Genomic DNA, 16242 nt, shown 5'->3' on the forward strand with positions numbered 1-16242 from the left:
GGAAACCAGCGGAGAACGAGCGTTCTCCCGTGCGCTATGATAGAGAACGATCGTTCTCGACGCTAGGGGTGACGTGACCGTGGACAAGGCAGAGGCGACGACGCGGCTGCTGGACGCCGCCGAGGCGGAGTTCTACGAGCGCGGCATCCAGGCGGTGGGCATGGACGCCATCCGCGCGCGCTCCGGTGTCTCACTCAAGCGCCTCTACCAGTGCTTTCCCGCCAAGGAGCAGCTGGTCGAGGCCTACCTGCTGCGCCGGGACGAACGGTGGCTGCGCTCGCTGGCCGACCACGTCCGCACGCACGCCACCACCCCCGCCGACGCCCCGCTCGCCGTGTTCGACTGGCTGGCGGAGTGGTTCGCCGAGCCGGGCTTTCGCGGCTGTGCGTTCATCAACTCCTTCGGCGAGCTGGGCAGCACGTCGCCGGGCGTGGCCGCCGTGGCCCGCGCGCACAAGGAGCAGCTGCGCGCCTACCTGCGCGACCTGGTCACTGCACTGGACGTCGCGGATCCGGACGCACTGACCGGGCAGCTGTTCACCCTCGTGGAGGGCGCGACGGTGATCGCGGCGATGTCGGGCGATCCCGGCGCGGCGCACACGGCCCGCGCGGCCGCCGCGACCCTGCTCGCGCACGCGTGAAAGGGCGCCGCCGGGTGCGTGCGGGCACAGCCGGCGGCGCCCTGTTTCCGCCCCGCTACCAACCCGTGCCGGTCAGATAGCGCGCGTAGGCACCCGTGGTGAGGAAGCTGGGCAGCTTCTCGCCGAGCGCCGTCTCGACGAAGATCTCCCGAGCGTCGGCCAGCCGGTTGCCATCGCCGAGGTCGGCACGGACCGAGGCCAGTTCCTCGTCGAGCCATTCGGTCACCAGCTCGCGGGTGACGAGCGTGCCGTCGTCGAGCTTGGTGCCGTTGCGGATCCACTGCCACACCTGGCAGCGGGCGATCTCCGCGGTGGCGGCGTCCTCCATCAGGTTGAAGATGGCCGCCGCTCCGGTGCCGCGCAGCCACGCGTCGACGTAGCGCAGCGCGACGTTGATGTTGTTGCGCACGCCCTGCTCGGTGACCTCGCCGCCCGCGCTGGCGAGGTTGAGCAGGTCCTCGGCCTCGATGTCGACGTCCTCACGGAGCCTGCCGAGCTGGTTCGGCCAGCCGCCGAGGACGCCGTCGAACACCTCGCGGCACACCGGCACGAGCGCGGGGTGCGCGACCCAGGAGCCGTCGAAACCGTCGGCCGCCTCGCGCTCCTTGTCCTGGCGGACCTTCTCCAGCGCCGTCGCGTTGACCTCCGGGTCGCGGCTCGGGATGAACGCCGCCATGCCGCCGATCGCGTGCGCGCCCCGCTTGTGGCAGGTACGCACCAGCAGCTCGGTGTAGGCGCGCATGAACGGCACCGTCATCGTCACCTGCGCCCGGTCCGGCAGCACGTAGTCGGCACCCGCCTCACCGAAGGTCTTGATGAGGCTGAAGATGTAGTCCCAGCGGCCCGCGTTGAGCCCCGCAGCGTGCTCGCGCAGCTCGTAGAGGATCTCGTCCATCTCGAACGCCGCGGTGATCGTCTCGATCAGCACGGTCGCCCTGATGGTGCCGCGCGGAAGGCCGAGCTCCCGCTGCGCGAACAGGAACACGTCGTTCCACAGCCGCGCCTCGTGGTGGCTTTCCAGCTTCGGCAGGTAGAAGTACGGGCCGCTGCCCCGCGCGACGAGTCGTCGCGCGTTGTGGAAGAAGAACAGTCCGAAGTCGACAAGACTGGCCGAGACGGGACGCCCGTCGATCCGGATGTGCTTCTCCACCAGGTGCCAGCCGCGGGGCCGCGCCACGATCGTCGCGGGGTCGTCGCCCACGGTGTAGCGCTTGCCCTTGGCGTCGGTGAAGTCGATGTCGCGCCGGATCGCGTCGTAGAGGTTGAGCTGTCCGCCGATGACGTTGGCCCACGTCGGCGACGTGGCGTCCTCGAAGTCCGCGAGCCACACCCTGGCCCCCGAGTTCAGCGCGTTGACCGTCATCTTGCGGTCGGTTGGCCCGGTGATCTCCACGCGCCGGTCCTCGAGACCGGGGGCGGCCGGCGCCACGTGCCAGGACTCGTCGGCACGGATGTGGCGCGTCTCGGGCAGGAAGCGGAGCTTCTCCTCGCCGGAGGCCAGCCGCTCGCGCCTGCGCCGCCGCTCGTCCAGCAGTTCCCTGCGACGGCCCGCGAACGCGTTGTCCAGTTTGGCCACGAACTCCAGCGCCGCGGGCGTGAGGATCTCGTCGAAGCGCTCACCGGCGGCGCCGGCGACGTCCAGCCGGTACTTGAGCGTGCCAGTCATGTCGTCTCCTTCTGCGGGGGCGGGGTGCCCCGCGAAAACCCTCCGCGGGGCACCCACCAGGCGTCGCGTCAGAACTGCGCTTCCTCGGTGGAGCCGGTGAGCGCGGTGGTGGAGCTCTCCGGGTTCAGCGCGGTGCTGACCAGGTCGAACCAGCCGGTACCCACCTCGCGCTGGTGCTTGGTGGCGGTGTAGCCGCGGTCCTCGGCGCCGAACTCGCGCTCCTGCAGGTCCACGTAGGCGGTCATGCCCTCGCGGGCGTAGCCGTGGGCCAGGTCGAACATCGAGTAGTTCAGCGCGTGGAAGCCGGCCAGCGTGATGAACTGGAACTTGTAGCCCATGTGGCCCAGCTCGCGCTGGAACTTGGCGATCGTCGCGTCGTCCAGGTGCTTCTTCCAGTTGAACGACGGCGAGCAGTTGTAGGCCAGCATCTGGTCCGGGTACTCGGCCTTGATCGCCTCGGCGAACTCGCGGGCGACCTCCAGGTCGGGCTCGGAGGTCTCCATCCACAGCAGGTCGGCGTACTTGGCGTAGGCGAGGCCGCGGTCGATGCAGGGCTCGATGCCGTTGCGGACCTTGTAGAAGCCCTCGGACGTGCGCTCGCCGGTGAGGTACTTCTGGTCGCGCTCGTCGGCGTCGCTGGTGATCAGCGTCGCGGCCTGGGCGTCGGTGCGCGCCACGACGAGCGACGGGACGTTGAGGACGTCGGCGGCGAGCCGGGCGGCGTTGAGGGTCCGCTCGTGCTGCTTGGTCGGGATGAGCACCTTGCCGCCGAGGTGGCCGCACTTCTTCTCCGACGCCAGCTGGTCCTCCCAGTGGACGCCGGCGGCACCGGCGGCGATCATGCCCTTCATCAGCTCGAACGCGTTGAGCGGGCCACCGAAGCCCGCCTCGGCGTCGGCCACGATCGGCGCGAACCAGTCGATGTCGGTGTTGCCCTCGGCCCAGTTGATCTGGTCGGCGCGGCCCAGCGCGTTGTTGATGCGGCGGACGACGGCGGGCACCGAGTTCGCCGGGTACAGGCTCTGGTCCGGGTATGTCTGCCCGGCCAGGTTCGCGTCGGCGGCGACCTGCCAGCCGGACAGGTAGATGGCCTTGAGACCCGCACGGACCTGCTGGACGGCCTGGTTACCGGTCAGCGCGCCCAGGGAGTGCACGTAGTCCTCGGTGTGCAGGAGGTTCCACAGCTTCTCGGCGCCACGCCGGGCCAGGGTGTGCTCCTCGACGACGCTGCCGCGCAGTTTGACCACGTCGGCGGCCGAGTACGAGCGCTCCACGCCCTTCCAGCGCGGGTTCGTCTCCCACTCCTTGGCCAGCTCGGCCACTTGCTGCTCGAACCGCTTCTCGGGGGACACACTCATCGGGTCTCTCCAATGTTGCGAACTTTGCGATAACTCGCCTGCTTGCTCTGACCATGACATGTACTGCGAAAACGGTGCCAGAGGTCCAATTTGCCAATTTGTGCTAAGTTTTCCTCAGAAGTTGCAAAGCTTGCGAAGCGCGACTTGGCACAACGAGCCCGATGCGCCGACTTGATCGGTACGGAACAGGAAGATCTTCGCCAGGAGGCGGGTCAGCGTGGAGAAAACCTTCGCCGGAGCGCGGCTGCGGCACCTGCGGGAGAGCCGTTCGATGAGCCAGGCCGACCTGGCGAGGCTGCTGGACATCTCCCCGAGCTACCTCAACCAGATCGAGCACAACGCCCGCCCCTTGACCGTTCCAGTGCTGCTGCGCATCACCGAGGCGTTCGGCGTGGACGCGGAGTTCTTCGCCGACAACGACACGTCCCGCCTCGTCGCGGACGTCCGCGAGGCCCTGCTGGACGAGGCCATCGCCGCCGAGGTCTCCCCCGGCGAGATCAACGACCTTGCCAAGAACCTGCCGACCGTGGCCGAGGCGCTGGTGGCGCTGCACCGCCGCTACCGCAACGCCGTGGAGAACACCGCCGCGCTGGTCACCGAGGACGGCAGGGGCGTGCACGGCAGCGCCGCCGCACCACTGCCCCACGAGGAGGTGCGCGACTTCTTCTACGAGCGCGAGAACTACGTCGCCGAGCTCGACGAGCGCGCCGAGAAGATGTACGCCGACCTGCTGCTGCGCCGCGGCGAGGTGCGCAACGGCCTGCGCGAGGCGCTCGCCACCCGCTACGGCGTCACCGTCACCACCGAGGGCATCAACGAGGCCGAGGGTGAGCAGCACCGCTACGAGCCCGAGGGCAAGGTGCTGCGGATGGCGCCGAGCCTGCGCATCGGGCAGCAGGCGTTTCGCATGGCCTCGCAGATCGCGCTGCTCGAGTACGACGACCTCATCACCGAGCTGGCCGACTCGTGGGCGTTCTCCGGCCAGCCGGCCCGGTCACTGGCCCGCGTGGGGCTGGCCAACTACTTCGCGGGCGCGCTGATCCTGCCCTACCGTCTCTTCCACGGCTGCGCCGAGCGCTTCCGCTACGACATCGAGCTGCTCTGCGACTACTTCGGCGTCGGATTCGAGACCGTCTGCCACCGGCTGTCCACCCTGCAGCGGCCGAAGCTGCGCGGCATCCCGTTCTCGTTCGTGCGCGTCGACCGCGCGGGCAACATGTCCAAGCGGCAGTCCGCGGCGGGCTTCCACTTCTCCCGCGTCGGCGGCGCGTGCCCGCTGTGGGTGATCTACGAGGCCTTCACCTCGCCCGGCAAGATCGTCACGCAGGTGGCGTCGCTGCCCGACGGCAAGAGCTACTTCTGGATCGCGCGCACGATCTCGCGCAACATCGGCGGCTACGGCAGCCCGGGCAAGATGTTCTCGGTGGGGCTCGGCTGCGAGCTGCGGCACGCCCGCAGGCTGGTGTACTCGCAGGGCCTCGACCTCGACGACACCGCCGCCTCGACCCCGATCGGCATGGGCTGCAAGGTCTGCGAGCGCCAGGCGTGCCCGCAGCGGGCGTTTCCCACCATCGGCAAGCGGCTCACCGTGGACGAGAACACCAGCACGTTCGTGCCGTACCCCGCGGTGCCGAAACCCGAGTGAGCACCGTCGCCGGGCCTCAGCCCTGTTCGAGGGTCTTCTGCAACGCCTCGTCGGCCTTGCGGGCCATGTCGCGGACGGCCGCGCGGCGCTCGGCGTCGGCCTCGTAGTCGGCCTTGCGGTCGCGCACCACCCGGGCGGGTGAGCCGACCGCGATCGCGTAGTCGGGGATGTCGCCGCGCACCACGGCGTGGGCCCCGAGCACGCAGCCCCGGCCGACCCGGGTGCCCTTGAGCACCGACACCTTGGTGCCGATCCAGGTGTCCGGGCCGATCCGCACCGGCGACTTGACGATGCCCTGGTCCTTGATCGGCAGGTTGATGTCGGCGGTGACGTGGTCGAAGTCGCAGATGTAGACCCAGTCGGCGACGAGCGTGGCCGAGCCGATTTCGATGTCGAGGTAGCCGTTGACCACGTTCTGCCTGCCGAACACCGTCTTGTCGCCGATGCGCAGGGAGCCCTCGTGGCAGCGGATGGCGTTGCCGTCGCCGATGTGCACCCACCGGCCGATCTCCAGCCTGCCGTAGCCGGGCCTGCAGTGGATCTCGACGTTCCTGCCGAGAAAGACCATGCCGCGGAGGATGACGTGCGGGTTGGCCAGCCGGAACTTCAGCAGCCGCCAGTAGCGCACCAGGTACCAGGGCGTGAAGGCGCGATGGCGCACGATCCAGCGCAGCGAGTCGCGGGTGAACAACCGGGCCTGGTCCGGGTCGCGGCGGACCCCCAGCCAGGCCCGCGCCCTGGACAGCACCGGCGAACCCCACATCGACGTCATGGGCAGACCGTAACCTGTGAGGCGTCCGGTCCGAGCGAGGGAGTGACGCGTGCCCGTGAAACTGATCATCGACACCGACCCGGGCGTGGACGACGCGTTCGCCATCGCGCTCGCCGCGCTCAGCGAGGACGTCGACCTGCTGGGCGTCACCACCGTCTTCGGCAACGTGCCGCTGGCCGCGACCACCCGCAACGCCCGCCGGGTGCTGGCACTGTGCAAGCGCGACGACGTGCCGGTGGCCGCGGGAGCCGCCCGGCCGCTGGTGCACCCGCAGGCCCACGAGGCCAAGGACGTGCACGGCGCCGACGGGCTGTCCGGCCGGTCGGCCGCGCTGCCGGAGCCGGGCAGGCAGCTGGAGAGCTCGGACGCGGTGACGCTGCTCGGCTCGCTGCTGGAGGCCGCCGACGAGCCGGTGACCATCGCGCCGATCGGTCCGCTGACCAACATCGCGGCGCTGCTGGCCGCCCGCCCCGGGATCGCCGAGAAGATCGAACGGATCGTGATCATGGGCGGGGCACTGCGGCACGGCAACACCACCGCCGCGGCGGAGTTCAACATCTGGAGCGATCCGGAGGCCGCGCAGCGGGTGCTGGCCGGCGGCGAGGCACCGTGCGTGCTGGTGCCGATGGACCTGACCTACCGGTGCGCGGTGGACGGCGCGTGGCTGGCGGCGCTGGCCGCGTCCGGCCCGGTCGGCGCCGCGCTCGACGCGCTCACCCCGGACTACCGCGCGCACTATCGGCACGCGCTCGGCTGGGACGGCATGGCCGTGCACGACGCGGTGGCCGTGGCCGAGGCGATCCGGCCGGGCATCCTGCGGCTGGAGCAGGTTCCCGTGCAGGTGGAGACCTCGCTCGGGCCCGGCCGGGGCGCCACGCACGCCGACCTGCGCCTGCCCGCCGCGAGGGCCGACACCGACGGCGGCACGCCGGGGCCGCTCGTGGGCGTGGCGACCGACACCGACCTCGACGGCCTGCGCACGTTCCTGCTGGACCGCCTCTCCGGGCGCCCCGCGTGAGGGCCTTGCTCACCGGGGGCACACGCGCGCTGCCTATCCTGTGGCCATGACGTTGGGGGACGAGCCGCCCGCCGCCGAGGACGGCGAGGGCACCGGTGACGCCGAGGAGGGCGGGCGGACACCGGAGCGGGCGCCCACGCGCAGGCGCACGCTGCTGGTGACGCTGGTCGTGGCGCTCGTCGCCGCCGGCACGCTCGTGGTGCTGCGGCTGTCGCCGGGCGAGGAGCGGATCGGCGCCGCCGCCCTGGGCTCGCCGCAGGCCACGACGTCCACGCCGGCCCCCGGGTCCGCTCCCCCTGCTCCGACGACGACCCCGCCCGCGGCGCCGGCGCAGAGCCAGGCGCCGCAGGAGCGCGGGCCGCGCTTCGCGGCGTGGGTCGACGACGTGGCCGGCTGGCTCGACATCCCGCGGCGCGCCATGCACGCCTACGCGGCGGCCACCGTGAAGCTCGGCGAGCAGCAACCGGACTGCCATCTCTCGTGGGTCACGCTCGCCGGGATCGGCCGGATCGCGAGCGACCACGGCCGGGCGGGCGGCCGGATCACGGCCGCGGGCGTGCCCGCCCGCCCGATCGGCACCATCGAGCTGCGGGACTTCGCGGGCGAGGTCATCTCCCTGCCGGGCGCGGCGGGGCCGATGCAGCTCTCCCCGGCACTGTGGCGGCGCTGGGCCGCCAGTGCCTCCGGCGGCGCGCCGAACGTGCAGGACCTCGACGACGCGGCCCTCGCCGCGGGCCGGGCGCTGTGCGCGGACGGCCGCGACCTCGCCGACGGCGACGACTGGCTGGCGGGGGTCTCGGCGGTGCACGACGCGCCGCTCTTTCTGCACCGCGTGCTGGCCACGGCCAACGTCTACGGCACGGTCGGCATGTCCGGCACCGCCCCGAACCGGGCCGCGCTGACCGCCGTGACCTTCGCCATCGAGAAGATCGGCCTGCCCTACGTGTGGGGCGGCAACGGCACCGAGCAGGGCGACGCGGGCTTCGACTGCTCGGGCCTGACCACCGCCGCCTACGCCAGGGCCGGGATCACGCTGCTGCGCACCGCGCACTGGCAGTACAACAGCGTCCCGCTGCTGCAGGGCGACGAGCAGCCGCGCCTCGGCGACCTGATCTTCTACGGCGACCCCGCGACGAAGATCCACCACGTCGGCATCTACATCGGAAACCAGCAGATGATCGACGCGCCGACGTTCGGCCAGGCCGTGCAGGTGCACAACTACCGCACGCCCGGTGACGACTACGCGGGGGCGGGCCGCCCCGCCGACTGACGGCCGCCGTGGTGGCCTCGACCGACTCGGCTGCCGGTGCAAGCGCCGGCGAGTTCTGGCCTGGCCGGTCAAGAACCCGTATCCTCGGGACGTGCCACGACCCCGGGAGTTCGACGAGGACAGTGTCGTCGAGGCGATCCGCCAGGAGTTCTGGGACAAGGGCTACGCGGCGACGTCGGTGGACGATCTCCTGCGCGTCAGCGGGCTGGGCAAGGGCAGCCTGTACGGAGCGTTCGGCAGCAAGCACGACGTGTTCATGCGGGTGCTGCGCGAATACAACGACGCCAACGACCGGATGCTCCGCGAGCGGCTCGCGTCCGTGCCGCGGGGTATCGACCTCGTGCGCGAGTTCGTCCGCGGTCCGAGCTCCGACTCCACCGGAGCTTCCGCCCGGCGCGGATGCCTGCTGGCCAACAGCACGGCCGAGCTGGCATTGAGTATGCCCGATGTCGCGGCCGAGGCCCGGCGCAGCTACGACGCGACCGCCACGGTCCTGACGGAGGCGATCGAACGAGCCCAGCGCGAGGGCGACGTGGATCCCGGTGCGGACGCCCGCCAGATCGCCCGCGCGGTTCTTGCCGCCCAGCTTGGCATCGTCGCGCTTGGCCGGACGGGGATGGGCGTCGACGCCCTCGCCTCAGTGGCGGAGGCCGCCCTGGGGCGACTGCTGCCCTCGCAGGAACGCTGACGCTCCCTCGACGGACAACCAGCCGCTCTCAGGGCGGGCGGCGGGCATCAGACCTGCGCGGCGCCGCCGTCGGCAGCGAGTTCGGAGCCGTTGACGTAGCTTGAGGCATCGGAGGCCAGGAAGGTGGCGGCCGCCGCGATCTCCTCAGGCGTGCCGTGCCTGCCCAGCGGGATGGTGTGCCTCGCCTGTTCCCGGACTTCCTCGGGGACGAGCTCGAGCAGGCCCGGAGTGGGGACCATGCCCGGCGAGAGCACGTTGACCCGGAAGCCGTACCGGCGCGAGCTGTGGGCCCAGCCGCGCACCAGGTTACGCACGGCGGCCTTCGTCGCGGCGTAGACCTCCAGACCGTAGGGAGGGCGGGTCGCGGCGCTCGAGCCGATCACGATGATGGAGGCCCCCGAGCGGAGCAGCGGCAATGCCTTTTGGACAGTGAAGATGGGTCCCTTGACGTTCGTGGCGAACAGGGCGTCGACCTGCTCCTCGGTGACCCCGCCGAGGGCGGCCTCGATGCCGATACCGGCGTTGGCGACCACGACGTCGACGTGCCCTGCCTGCTCGCGGACCGTCTCGTAGAGGGCGTCGAGCTCGGCGGGCACGGCGGAGTCGCACACCACGGCGGTCACGTTCTCGCCGAGCTCGGCGATCGCCGAGTCGAGCGTTTCCTTGCGACGGCCGGTGATGAACACCGTCGCGCCCTCGTCACGGAACGCCCGTGCGATCGCGAGCCCGATGCCGCTGCTGCCGCCGGTGACCACCGCGACCTTGCCTGTCAGGACGGCCACACCGTCCACCTCCCTAAGTTATTGACCGGAACGTCCATAACTCTGCCGGATCTTGACTGGACAGTCAATAACGTCGGCATGCATCAAGCGCGCGCATGAGTTGGACCAGACATTGTCATTGGACGCGGGAGTTGGCGCACGGGAGACTGACACCCGCCGCCGGACCCCGCGGCCGACCGACCCGGAAAGGATGACCATGGGCGACACCGGCAAGCGAGACCCTGGGCGCGGGACGCTCCAGCGGATGGACAACATCGCCATCGTCGTGGACGACCTCGCGGCCGCCAAGGCGTTCTTCGCCGAACTCGGACTGGAACTGGAAGGCGAGGCGACACTCGAGGGCAGTGCGGTGGATCGCCTCCTCGGGCTCGAGGGGGTCCGCACGGACATCGCGATGATGCGCGCCCCGGACGGCCACGGACGGCTCGAGCTGACCGAGTACCACACGCCGCCGAGCCGTGACGGCGATCCGCGCGCTCCGGCGAACACGCTGGGCGCACATCGCATCATGTTCACCGTCGACGGCATCGACGACGTCCTCGACCGGCTGCGGCCGCACGGAGCCGAGCTCCTCGGCGAGCTGGTGCAGTACGAGAACAGCTACCGGCTCTGCTACCTCCGCGGCCCCGCGGGCATCATCGTCGCGCTGGCCGAGCCGACCCGATGACGCACCGCCCGGCGAGGGCCCCGGGCGATCGTCCCTGGAGTTCCGGACCCTCGTGAAGGTCCCGCCGATGTCGTCGGCACACCTGTCCATCAACCTGGGCAACCCGCCGCCTGTGGGACTGCGACCCCTCGGTGCCACCCGCCGTGTTCGGCGACGGCCGGTCGTGCAGGGCGCCCGCGTGCTGCACCTGAGGTTCGAGGCACGCCGCGAGGAACCTCAATGGCCGAGGCGCCCGCCGGAGCGTGGCACGTCGTACAGCAGGTGGGTCACCCCGTGGCCGTGTGCCACGAGCGCGGGGCCGGCGAGCGCGACCGCCCCGGCCGCGCGGCCGAAGAACGGGCGGCCTTCGCCGAACACCACGGGCACGACGTTCATCACGACGTGGTCGATCAGGCCGAGGCGCAGCGCCTGTCCCCCGACGTCCCCGGCCGCGACGTCCACGATGCGGTCCCCGGCGACCTCGCGTGCCTGGGCGACGGCGGACTCGACACCGTCGGTCACGAAGGTGAACGGGGCGGTGCCGGCGAACTCCCAGTTCGTGGGCGCCTCGTGGGTGACCACGAAGACGTGGTCACCGGCGACGGCCTGGCCACCCCACCCGTTGGTCTGGTCGAACACGAACCGCCCGACCACCAGGGCGCCGATGTCGGTGGGATAGGCGGCCTCGATGAAGTCCTGGGACGCCTTGGCGGTGCGCATCTGCGCCCCGTTCCACTCCCAGGCCACGTCGCCGCTGCCGTACCAGTCGAAGAGGGGGCCGATCTCGCCATCGGTCCTCGCGACGTAGCCGTCGGCCGACGCGACGGCGTACATGATCGTCTTTGCCATGATCGGTGCTCCCCTCAGGCCCCGGCCGGCCGGTAGCGCAGCCACACGACTCCGGATCGGTAGGGCGTGGCCGCGACCAGCTGGAGGCGGACGGGGCCGACGCCGTCGAAGATGCGCGGCCCGGCGGGCCACAGGTGCGGGTTGACCCAGAACCAGAACTCGTCGACGAGGCCTTCCTGGGCCAGCGTGTGCGCCAGCTCCCCGCATCCGGAGACGATCAGGTTGCCCGTGTGCTTGTCCTTGAGCGCGGGAACGGCCTGGACGACCTCGCCCTCGATGAGGCTGGCGTTCCACGCCAGCGGCCCGGCGAGCGTTCGCGAGGCGACGTACTTGGGCATGCCGTTGACGCGCTCCGCGTAGTGGCCCATGGCCGGATCCTCGCCGAGGTGCGGCCAGACGGCCGCCAGCCCCTCGTACGTCCTGCGGCCCAGCAGCAGTGCGTCGGCGAGGATGAGCTGCTCGAGCCCCGCGTCGCCGCTGTCGGCGTCGAGCTCCAGCCACTCCTCGGGTGTGGGCGCCTCGAAGGCGCCGTTGACGGTGACCTGGTTGTGCACGATGACCTTTCCCATGCCGCCGAGGCTAGGAAGTGGTCGGGGCCTGCCGAATCTGTCGAACGACCGGTGCTGGGCCGCGGGCGAGCGGACCCCGGGAGGCCGTCATAGGTCGAGCTGCCCCAGCTCGGCCCTCCGCCTGACGCCCAGTTTCGGATAGGCCTTGTAGAGGTGATGGCCGACGGTGCGCGGGCTGAGGAACAGCTCGGCGGCGATCTCCCGGTTGCTCAGTCCCCGGGCCGCACGGCGCACCACCTGCAACTCCTGCGGGGTGAGCCCGCCTGCGCCCGCGGCGTCGGCATCGTCCGGTGCGGGCTCGCCGAGCGCGGCCAGCTCGGCACGCACCCGGAGCAGCCAGCCATGGGCGCCGATCCGGTCGAACGTCCGGTACGCCTCGACGAGTTGCTCCTTGGCCGCCGTGGGGCGACGGTGCCTGCGCAGCCATTCGCCGAACACCAGCCGGGTCCGCGCGCCGTCGTACGGGCCACAGGGCCCGGCCGCCAGGGCCTCCGCGAACCGCGTGCCCGCCGCCCCGCCGTCGTCGAGCAGTGCCTGCGCTCGCAGCAGAAGGGCGGAGGCCACCGGGCTTGCGGTGCACCTCGCCCAGTCGGTGAGTGCCGGCAGGAACCGCACGGCGCGTTCAGTGTCACCAACCCGCACCGCGGCCTCGACCTGGTCGGGGATCGCGCGCACCGTGACGTCGCGGCCGGGCGGACCGTCGCACGCGCCCTCGAGCCGCTCGAGCGCGCGCCGCGGGTCGCCCCGCATGAGGTGCACCAGCCCGAGGGCCCAGTTCGCCTGCGCGCCCGCCATGCCGTGCCGCCGCGAGTCGCCGAGGACGCGCATCGCGAGCCGCTCGGCACCGGCGCTGGCGCCACGGGCCGCGGCGAGCCAGGCCGCCATGGCGGACAGGACGACCACCTCGAGCTCCAGGCCCAGCTCCTCGGCCAAGGCCATCGCCTCCGCGACGTTGCCGTCCGCGTCGCGAATCCTGCCCGTCGCCAGCTGCGCGAGCACCAGTGGTTCCTGGGCATACGGCAGCCAGCCCAGCTCCCCACGGCTGCGCAGCTCCGCGACCTGGGCATCGAGCAACGCTGCGGCCGCCTCGTCCTCGCCGATCAGCAGTCCCATGAACGCGGCGCTCAGCCGTTCCACGGTGGCCCCGCCATCGCCGTGCCCGGCGGCACGGACCACGCGGCGCATCGGCCCGACCGCCCCGGCGATGTCACCGCACAGCAGGTCGGCGAAGCCCGCCAGCCCGTCGATCAGCGGGGCGGGACCCCTCGGGATCGAGCGGAGCCGGTCGGCGCAGCGCCGCAGCAGAGCCGGGTCCGCCGCGTCCCGCGCACACCAGGTGGCCTCGGCGAGGATCGAGACGGCGCGCTCCGGCTCGGTCGCCAGCACGGGGGCGGCGGCCTCCAGCGCGAGGCGGGACGCCTCCGCGGGAGAGGTGCGCTCGTAGGCCACCTGCGCACGGATCCAGCCGGCCTCCGCCACCTCGCCGAGTGCGTCGGTCAGCTCGGCGCCCGCGGCCGCGAGCTCGGCGGCCCGGTCGAGCTGCCCGGCGTCGTAGGCCGCCCGCGCGGCGGCGATCAGCCGCCTGCCGCGGAGCGACGGCGGGCCGGTCAGCTGCGCCGCCCGGTCGAGAGCCCTGGCCGCAGCCGCCGCCGCGCCCCGTCCCGTCGCCCGCCGTGCGACCTGCTCCAGACCGTCGGCGGCCGCCTCGTCCGGGCCGCCCGCGGCGGCGGCGAGATGCCAGGCACGCCGGTCGGCGTCGCGCGGGCCGGCCAGCACCCTGGCCAGGGCCCTGTGCGCGGCGACCCGCCGGGCGAAGGGCGCTTCCTGATAGGCCGCCGCCCTGATCAGGGGGTGGCGAAACGCGACGCCGTCGGCGCTGACCTGCACGAGCCTGCTCCGCTCGGCAGGCTCGAAGTCGCCCACCCCGGCCCCGAGCTCCGCGGCGGCCGCGGCGAGGGTCGGCAGGGCGGAACCGTGGTCGGCCGCCGCCAGCAGCAGGACCGTCCTGGCCGGCTCCGCGAGTGCGCGCACCTGCCCGCGAAAGTGCTCCTCGAGCCGTCCCGTGGCCGGAAGCGGAGCGACCGGTGCCGGCACGGCGGGTGTCTCGGCCGCGTGGGCAGCGAGCTCGACGATGGCGAGCGGATTGCCCCCGGACTCCGCGAGGATGCGGTCGGTGACGTCGCCCGGCAGTGCCGCCGTGGCCGCGGCGAGGCGAGCGGAGTCGGCGGCACCAAGCCGCGGAAGCGTCAGGCTTTCCACCCCGGGCGCGGGGAACGGACGCTCCCCGTCCCGCGCGGCGAAGAGCACCGCGACCGGGTCGGCGTGCAACCGGCGCACAGCGAAGAGCAGCGCGTCGATCGACGACTGGTCGAACCACTGGGCATCGTCGAGCAGGCACAGCAGTGGCCGGTCGCCCGCCAGCTCGGACAGCAACGACAGCGTCGCCGCGCCCGGCAGCATCCGCTCCACCGCGACGCTGCTCGCGCCGAACACGGCCCGGAGGGCCTCGGCCTGCGCGCCGGGCAGTGCGTCCAGCCGGCCGAGGTCGCGCACGAACATGAGCTGGAGTGCCGCGTAGGCCACCTCGGCCTCGGACTCGATGCCCACGACCCGTAGCACACGCATGCCGCCTGCGACGCTTTCCGCGTGGTCGAGCAGCGCCGTCTTGCCGATCCCGGCCTCCCCGCGCAGCACCAGCGACCGGCTCCGGCCGTTCTTCGCATCGGCCACGAGGCGATGGATCCGCGACTGTTCCGCGTGGCGTCCGACTATCACGGTCGGCACGCTAGCGCGTGGCGGCGCGACGGTGGTGTACTCGCCGGACGACGATGAACCCAGGCCGAGGCTCAGCGGAGCTGCTGGATGCGGACCAGGTTGCCCGCGGGATCGCGGAAGGCGCAGTCGCGGACACCGTAGGGCTGCTCGGTGGGCTCCTGGACCACCTCGGCACCGCCGGCCTGGATCCGCTCGAACGCCTCGTCGAGGTTCTCGGTGGCCAGCTGGATCCAGCCGTAGGTGCCCTTGCTCATCATCTCGGTGATGACGCGGCGCTCGTCGTCGGTGATGCCGGGGTCGGCGGTGGGCGGCGCCAGGAGGATGGACGTGCCGGGCTGGCCCTTCGGGCCGACGGTGATCCAGCGCATCGTGCCGGACCCGACGTCGGTGCGGACCTCGAAGCCGAGGGCGTCGCGCCAGAACGCCAGGGAGGCGTCCGGATCGTCGTGCGGCAGGTAGCTGGTGTGAATCGTGATGTCCATGGCCGGTGACGCTAGCCGCGGTGTGGCGGGTCCGCTTCTCGATTCCTGACGATTCGCTGGTCCGGTCCACCGCGTCGGTGAAACCCGCGCGAGGCCGGGTTGGCTGGACGTACCATCGCGACGTGAGCAGCAGAGACCCGTCGGGACAGCACCTGCGCGACCTCGCCCGGCTGCGCCGCGTCCGCGACCGCATCGATCGCGAGTACGCCCAGCCGCTCGACGTCGAACGGCTCGCCCGCGACGCCCACATGTCGGCGGGGCATCTCAGCCGCCAGTTCCGGCTCGCCTACGGAGAGTCACCGTACTCCTACCTCATGACCCGGCGCATCGAGCGTGCGATGGCACTGCTGCGCCGGGGTGACCTCAGCGTCACCGAGGTCTGCTTCGCGGTCGGCTGCGCCTCGCTCGGCACGTTCAGCACGCGGTTCACCGAGCTGGTCGGCGTGCCGCCCAGCGCCTACAAGCGCGACGCGGCCGGGGACATGGCCGGCGTGCCCCCGTGCGTGACGAAGCAGGTCACCAGACCGATCAGGAATCGAGAAGCACCGGCCACCGCGCCGAAGCTAGCGTGACCGCCATGGACATCACCATTCACTACGCCTTCCTCCCGCACAGCGATCCGGACGCCTCCCTGGCGTTCTGGCGCGACACTCTCGGTTTCGAGGTCCGCAACGACGTCGGGTACGAGGGGATGCGCTGGATCACCGTCGGCCCGCCCGGCCAGCCCACGTCCATCGTCCTGCACCCGCCCGCCGCGGACCCCGGCGTCACCGACGAGGAGCGCCGCGTCATCACCGAGATGATGGCCAAGGGCACCTACGGCGCCGTCACACTGGCCACCAAGGACCTCGACGGCGTGTTCGAGCGGATCCAGGCCAGCGGCGCCGAGGTCATGCAGGAGCCGACCGACCAGCCCTACGGTGTCCGCGACTGCGCGTTCCGCGACCCCTCCGGCAACCTGATCCGCATCAACGACGTGAGCTGAGCAGGCCACCCTGCGCAGCGGCCCGTCAAGGGCCCGCCCGCACGACGCCGGTGGCGCTCACCCATGGCCACCGGCGTCGGCGCCGCACCGGAACCGC

At 71.9% G+C, this 16242-nt stretch carries 16 protein-coding genes; 8 read left to right on the plus strand and 8 right to left on the minus strand.

What is annotated here, in order from left to right; all coding sequences use genetic code 11:
- Nucleotides 1–79 precede the first annotated feature (79 nt).
- Nucleotides 80–640 carry a TetR/AcrR family transcriptional regulator gene (locus BAY60_RS25510; RefSeq protein WP_112284606.1) on the plus strand — a complete coding sequence of 187 codons (561 nt, stop codon included), beginning with the start codon at nucleotides 80–82 and terminating at the stop codon, nucleotides 638–640.
- A 55-nt stretch (nucleotides 641–695) separates the two neighbouring features.
- On the opposite strand, the gene aceB is transcribed toward BAY60_RS25510, so the two are convergent.
- Together aceB and aceA are read right to left on the minus strand one after the other, a co-directional pair.
- Complete coding sequence (gene aceB, locus BAY60_RS25515; RefSeq protein WP_112283674.1) at nucleotides 696–2306, minus strand: malate synthase A; 1611 nt, start codon at nucleotides 2304–2306, stop codon at nucleotides 696–698.
- A gap of 68 nt (nucleotides 2307–2374) precedes the next feature.
- The gene (aceA, locus tag BAY60_RS25520; RefSeq protein ID WP_112283676.1) at nucleotides 2375–3664 is read right to left on the minus strand and encodes an isocitrate lyase; all 1290 of its coding nucleotides are present in this window, start codon (nucleotides 3662–3664) and stop codon (nucleotides 2375–2377) included.
- A 217-nt stretch (nucleotides 3665–3881) separates the two neighbouring features.
- Here aceA and BAY60_RS25525 point away from each other — a divergent pair, with 217 nt between their 5' ends.
- Nucleotides 3882–5309 carry a short-chain fatty acyl-CoA regulator family protein gene (locus BAY60_RS25525; protein ID WP_112283678.1) on the plus strand — a complete coding sequence of 476 codons (1428 nt, stop codon included), beginning with the start codon at nucleotides 3882–3884 and terminating at the stop codon, nucleotides 5307–5309.
- A gap of 16 nt (nucleotides 5310–5325) precedes the next feature.
- Here the strand turns inward: BAY60_RS25525 and BAY60_RS25530 are convergent, their stop codons facing one another.
- A complete protein-coding gene (locus BAY60_RS25530; RefSeq protein WP_112283679.1) occupies nucleotides 5326–6081 on the minus strand; it encodes an acyltransferase in 756 nt (251 codons plus the stop codon).
- 49 nt (nucleotides 6082–6130) lie between these two features.
- Between BAY60_RS25530 and BAY60_RS25535 the strand changes: the two genes are divergently transcribed.
- From BAY60_RS25535 to BAY60_RS25545, 3 genes are all read left to right on the plus strand, one after another.
- Nucleotides 6131–7099 (plus strand): nucleoside hydrolase, encoded by a 969-nt coding sequence (locus BAY60_RS25535; RefSeq protein ID WP_112283681.1) that lies wholly within the window; start codon nucleotides 6131–6133, stop codon nucleotides 7097–7099.
- 46 nt (nucleotides 7100–7145) lie between these two features.
- A complete protein-coding gene (locus BAY60_RS25540; RefSeq protein WP_112283682.1) occupies nucleotides 7146–8369 on the plus strand; it encodes a C40 family peptidase in 1224 nt (407 codons plus the stop codon).
- Between the two features lie 91 nt (nucleotides 8370–8460).
- A complete protein-coding gene (locus BAY60_RS25545; RefSeq protein WP_112283684.1) occupies nucleotides 8461–9057 on the plus strand; it encodes a TetR/AcrR family transcriptional regulator in 597 nt (198 codons plus the stop codon).
- Nucleotides 9058–9104: 47 nt separating this feature from the next.
- On the opposite strand, the gene BAY60_RS25550 is transcribed toward BAY60_RS25545, so the two are convergent.
- A complete protein-coding gene (locus BAY60_RS25550) occupies nucleotides 9105–9839 on the minus strand; it encodes an SDR family NAD(P)-dependent oxidoreductase (protein ID WP_112284607.1) in 735 nt (244 codons plus the stop codon).
- A gap of 244 nt (nucleotides 9840–10083) precedes the next feature.
- Here BAY60_RS25550 and BAY60_RS25555 point away from each other — a divergent pair, with 244 nt between their 5' ends.
- Nucleotides 10084–10506 (plus strand): VOC family protein, encoded by a 423-nt coding sequence (locus tag BAY60_RS25555; RefSeq protein ID WP_211330467.1) that lies wholly within the window; start codon nucleotides 10084–10086, stop codon nucleotides 10504–10506.
- Nucleotides 10507–10722: 216 nt separating this feature from the next.
- On the opposite strand, the gene BAY60_RS25560 is transcribed toward BAY60_RS25555, so the two are convergent.
- The 4 genes from BAY60_RS25560 to BAY60_RS37305 all read right to left on the minus strand — a co-directional run bounded on the left by BAY60_RS25560 (nucleotide 10723) and on the right by BAY60_RS37305 (nucleotide 15160).
- Nucleotides 10723–11334, minus strand: a complete 612-nt coding sequence (locus tag BAY60_RS25560; RefSeq protein ID WP_112283688.1) for a dihydrofolate reductase family protein — start codon at nucleotides 11332–11334, stop codon at nucleotides 10723–10725.
- Between the two features lie 14 nt (nucleotides 11335–11348).
- Entirely contained in the window at nucleotides 11349–11903 is a 555-nt protein-coding gene (locus BAY60_RS25565; RefSeq protein ID WP_112283690.1) for a dihydrofolate reductase family protein, read from the minus strand.
- An 87-nt stretch (nucleotides 11904–11990) separates the two neighbouring features.
- Nucleotides 11991–14678: an AAA family ATPase gene (locus BAY60_RS25570; protein ID WP_170160553.1), complete on the minus strand. Its 2688-nt coding sequence runs from the start codon at nucleotides 14676–14678 to the stop codon at nucleotides 11991–11993.
- A 71-nt stretch (nucleotides 14679–14749) separates the two neighbouring features.
- Entirely contained in the window at nucleotides 14750–15160 is a 411-nt protein-coding gene (locus tag BAY60_RS37305) for a VOC family protein (RefSeq protein WP_170160554.1), read from the minus strand.
- A gap of 122 nt (nucleotides 15161–15282) precedes the next feature.
- Between BAY60_RS37305 and BAY60_RS25575 the strand changes: the two genes are divergently transcribed.
- Together BAY60_RS25575 and BAY60_RS25580 are read left to right on the plus strand one after the other, a co-directional pair.
- Complete coding sequence (locus tag BAY60_RS25575; RefSeq protein ID WP_112283694.1) at nucleotides 15283–15732, plus strand: helix-turn-helix transcriptional regulator; 450 nt, start codon at nucleotides 15283–15285, stop codon at nucleotides 15730–15732.
- Nucleotides 15733–15737: 5 nt separating this feature from the next.
- Nucleotides 15738–16145 carry a VOC family protein gene (locus BAY60_RS25580; protein ID WP_112284608.1) on the plus strand — a complete coding sequence of 136 codons (408 nt, stop codon included), beginning with the start codon at nucleotides 15738–15740 and terminating at the stop codon, nucleotides 16143–16145.
- Nucleotides 16146–16242 lie beyond the last annotated feature (97 nt).

Origin of the sequence: Prauserella muralis (assembly GCF_003202285.1) — a bacterium.
GTDB classification, from domain to species: Bacteria; Actinomycetota; Actinomycetes; order Mycobacteriales; family Pseudonocardiaceae; genus Prauserella_B; species Prauserella_B muralis.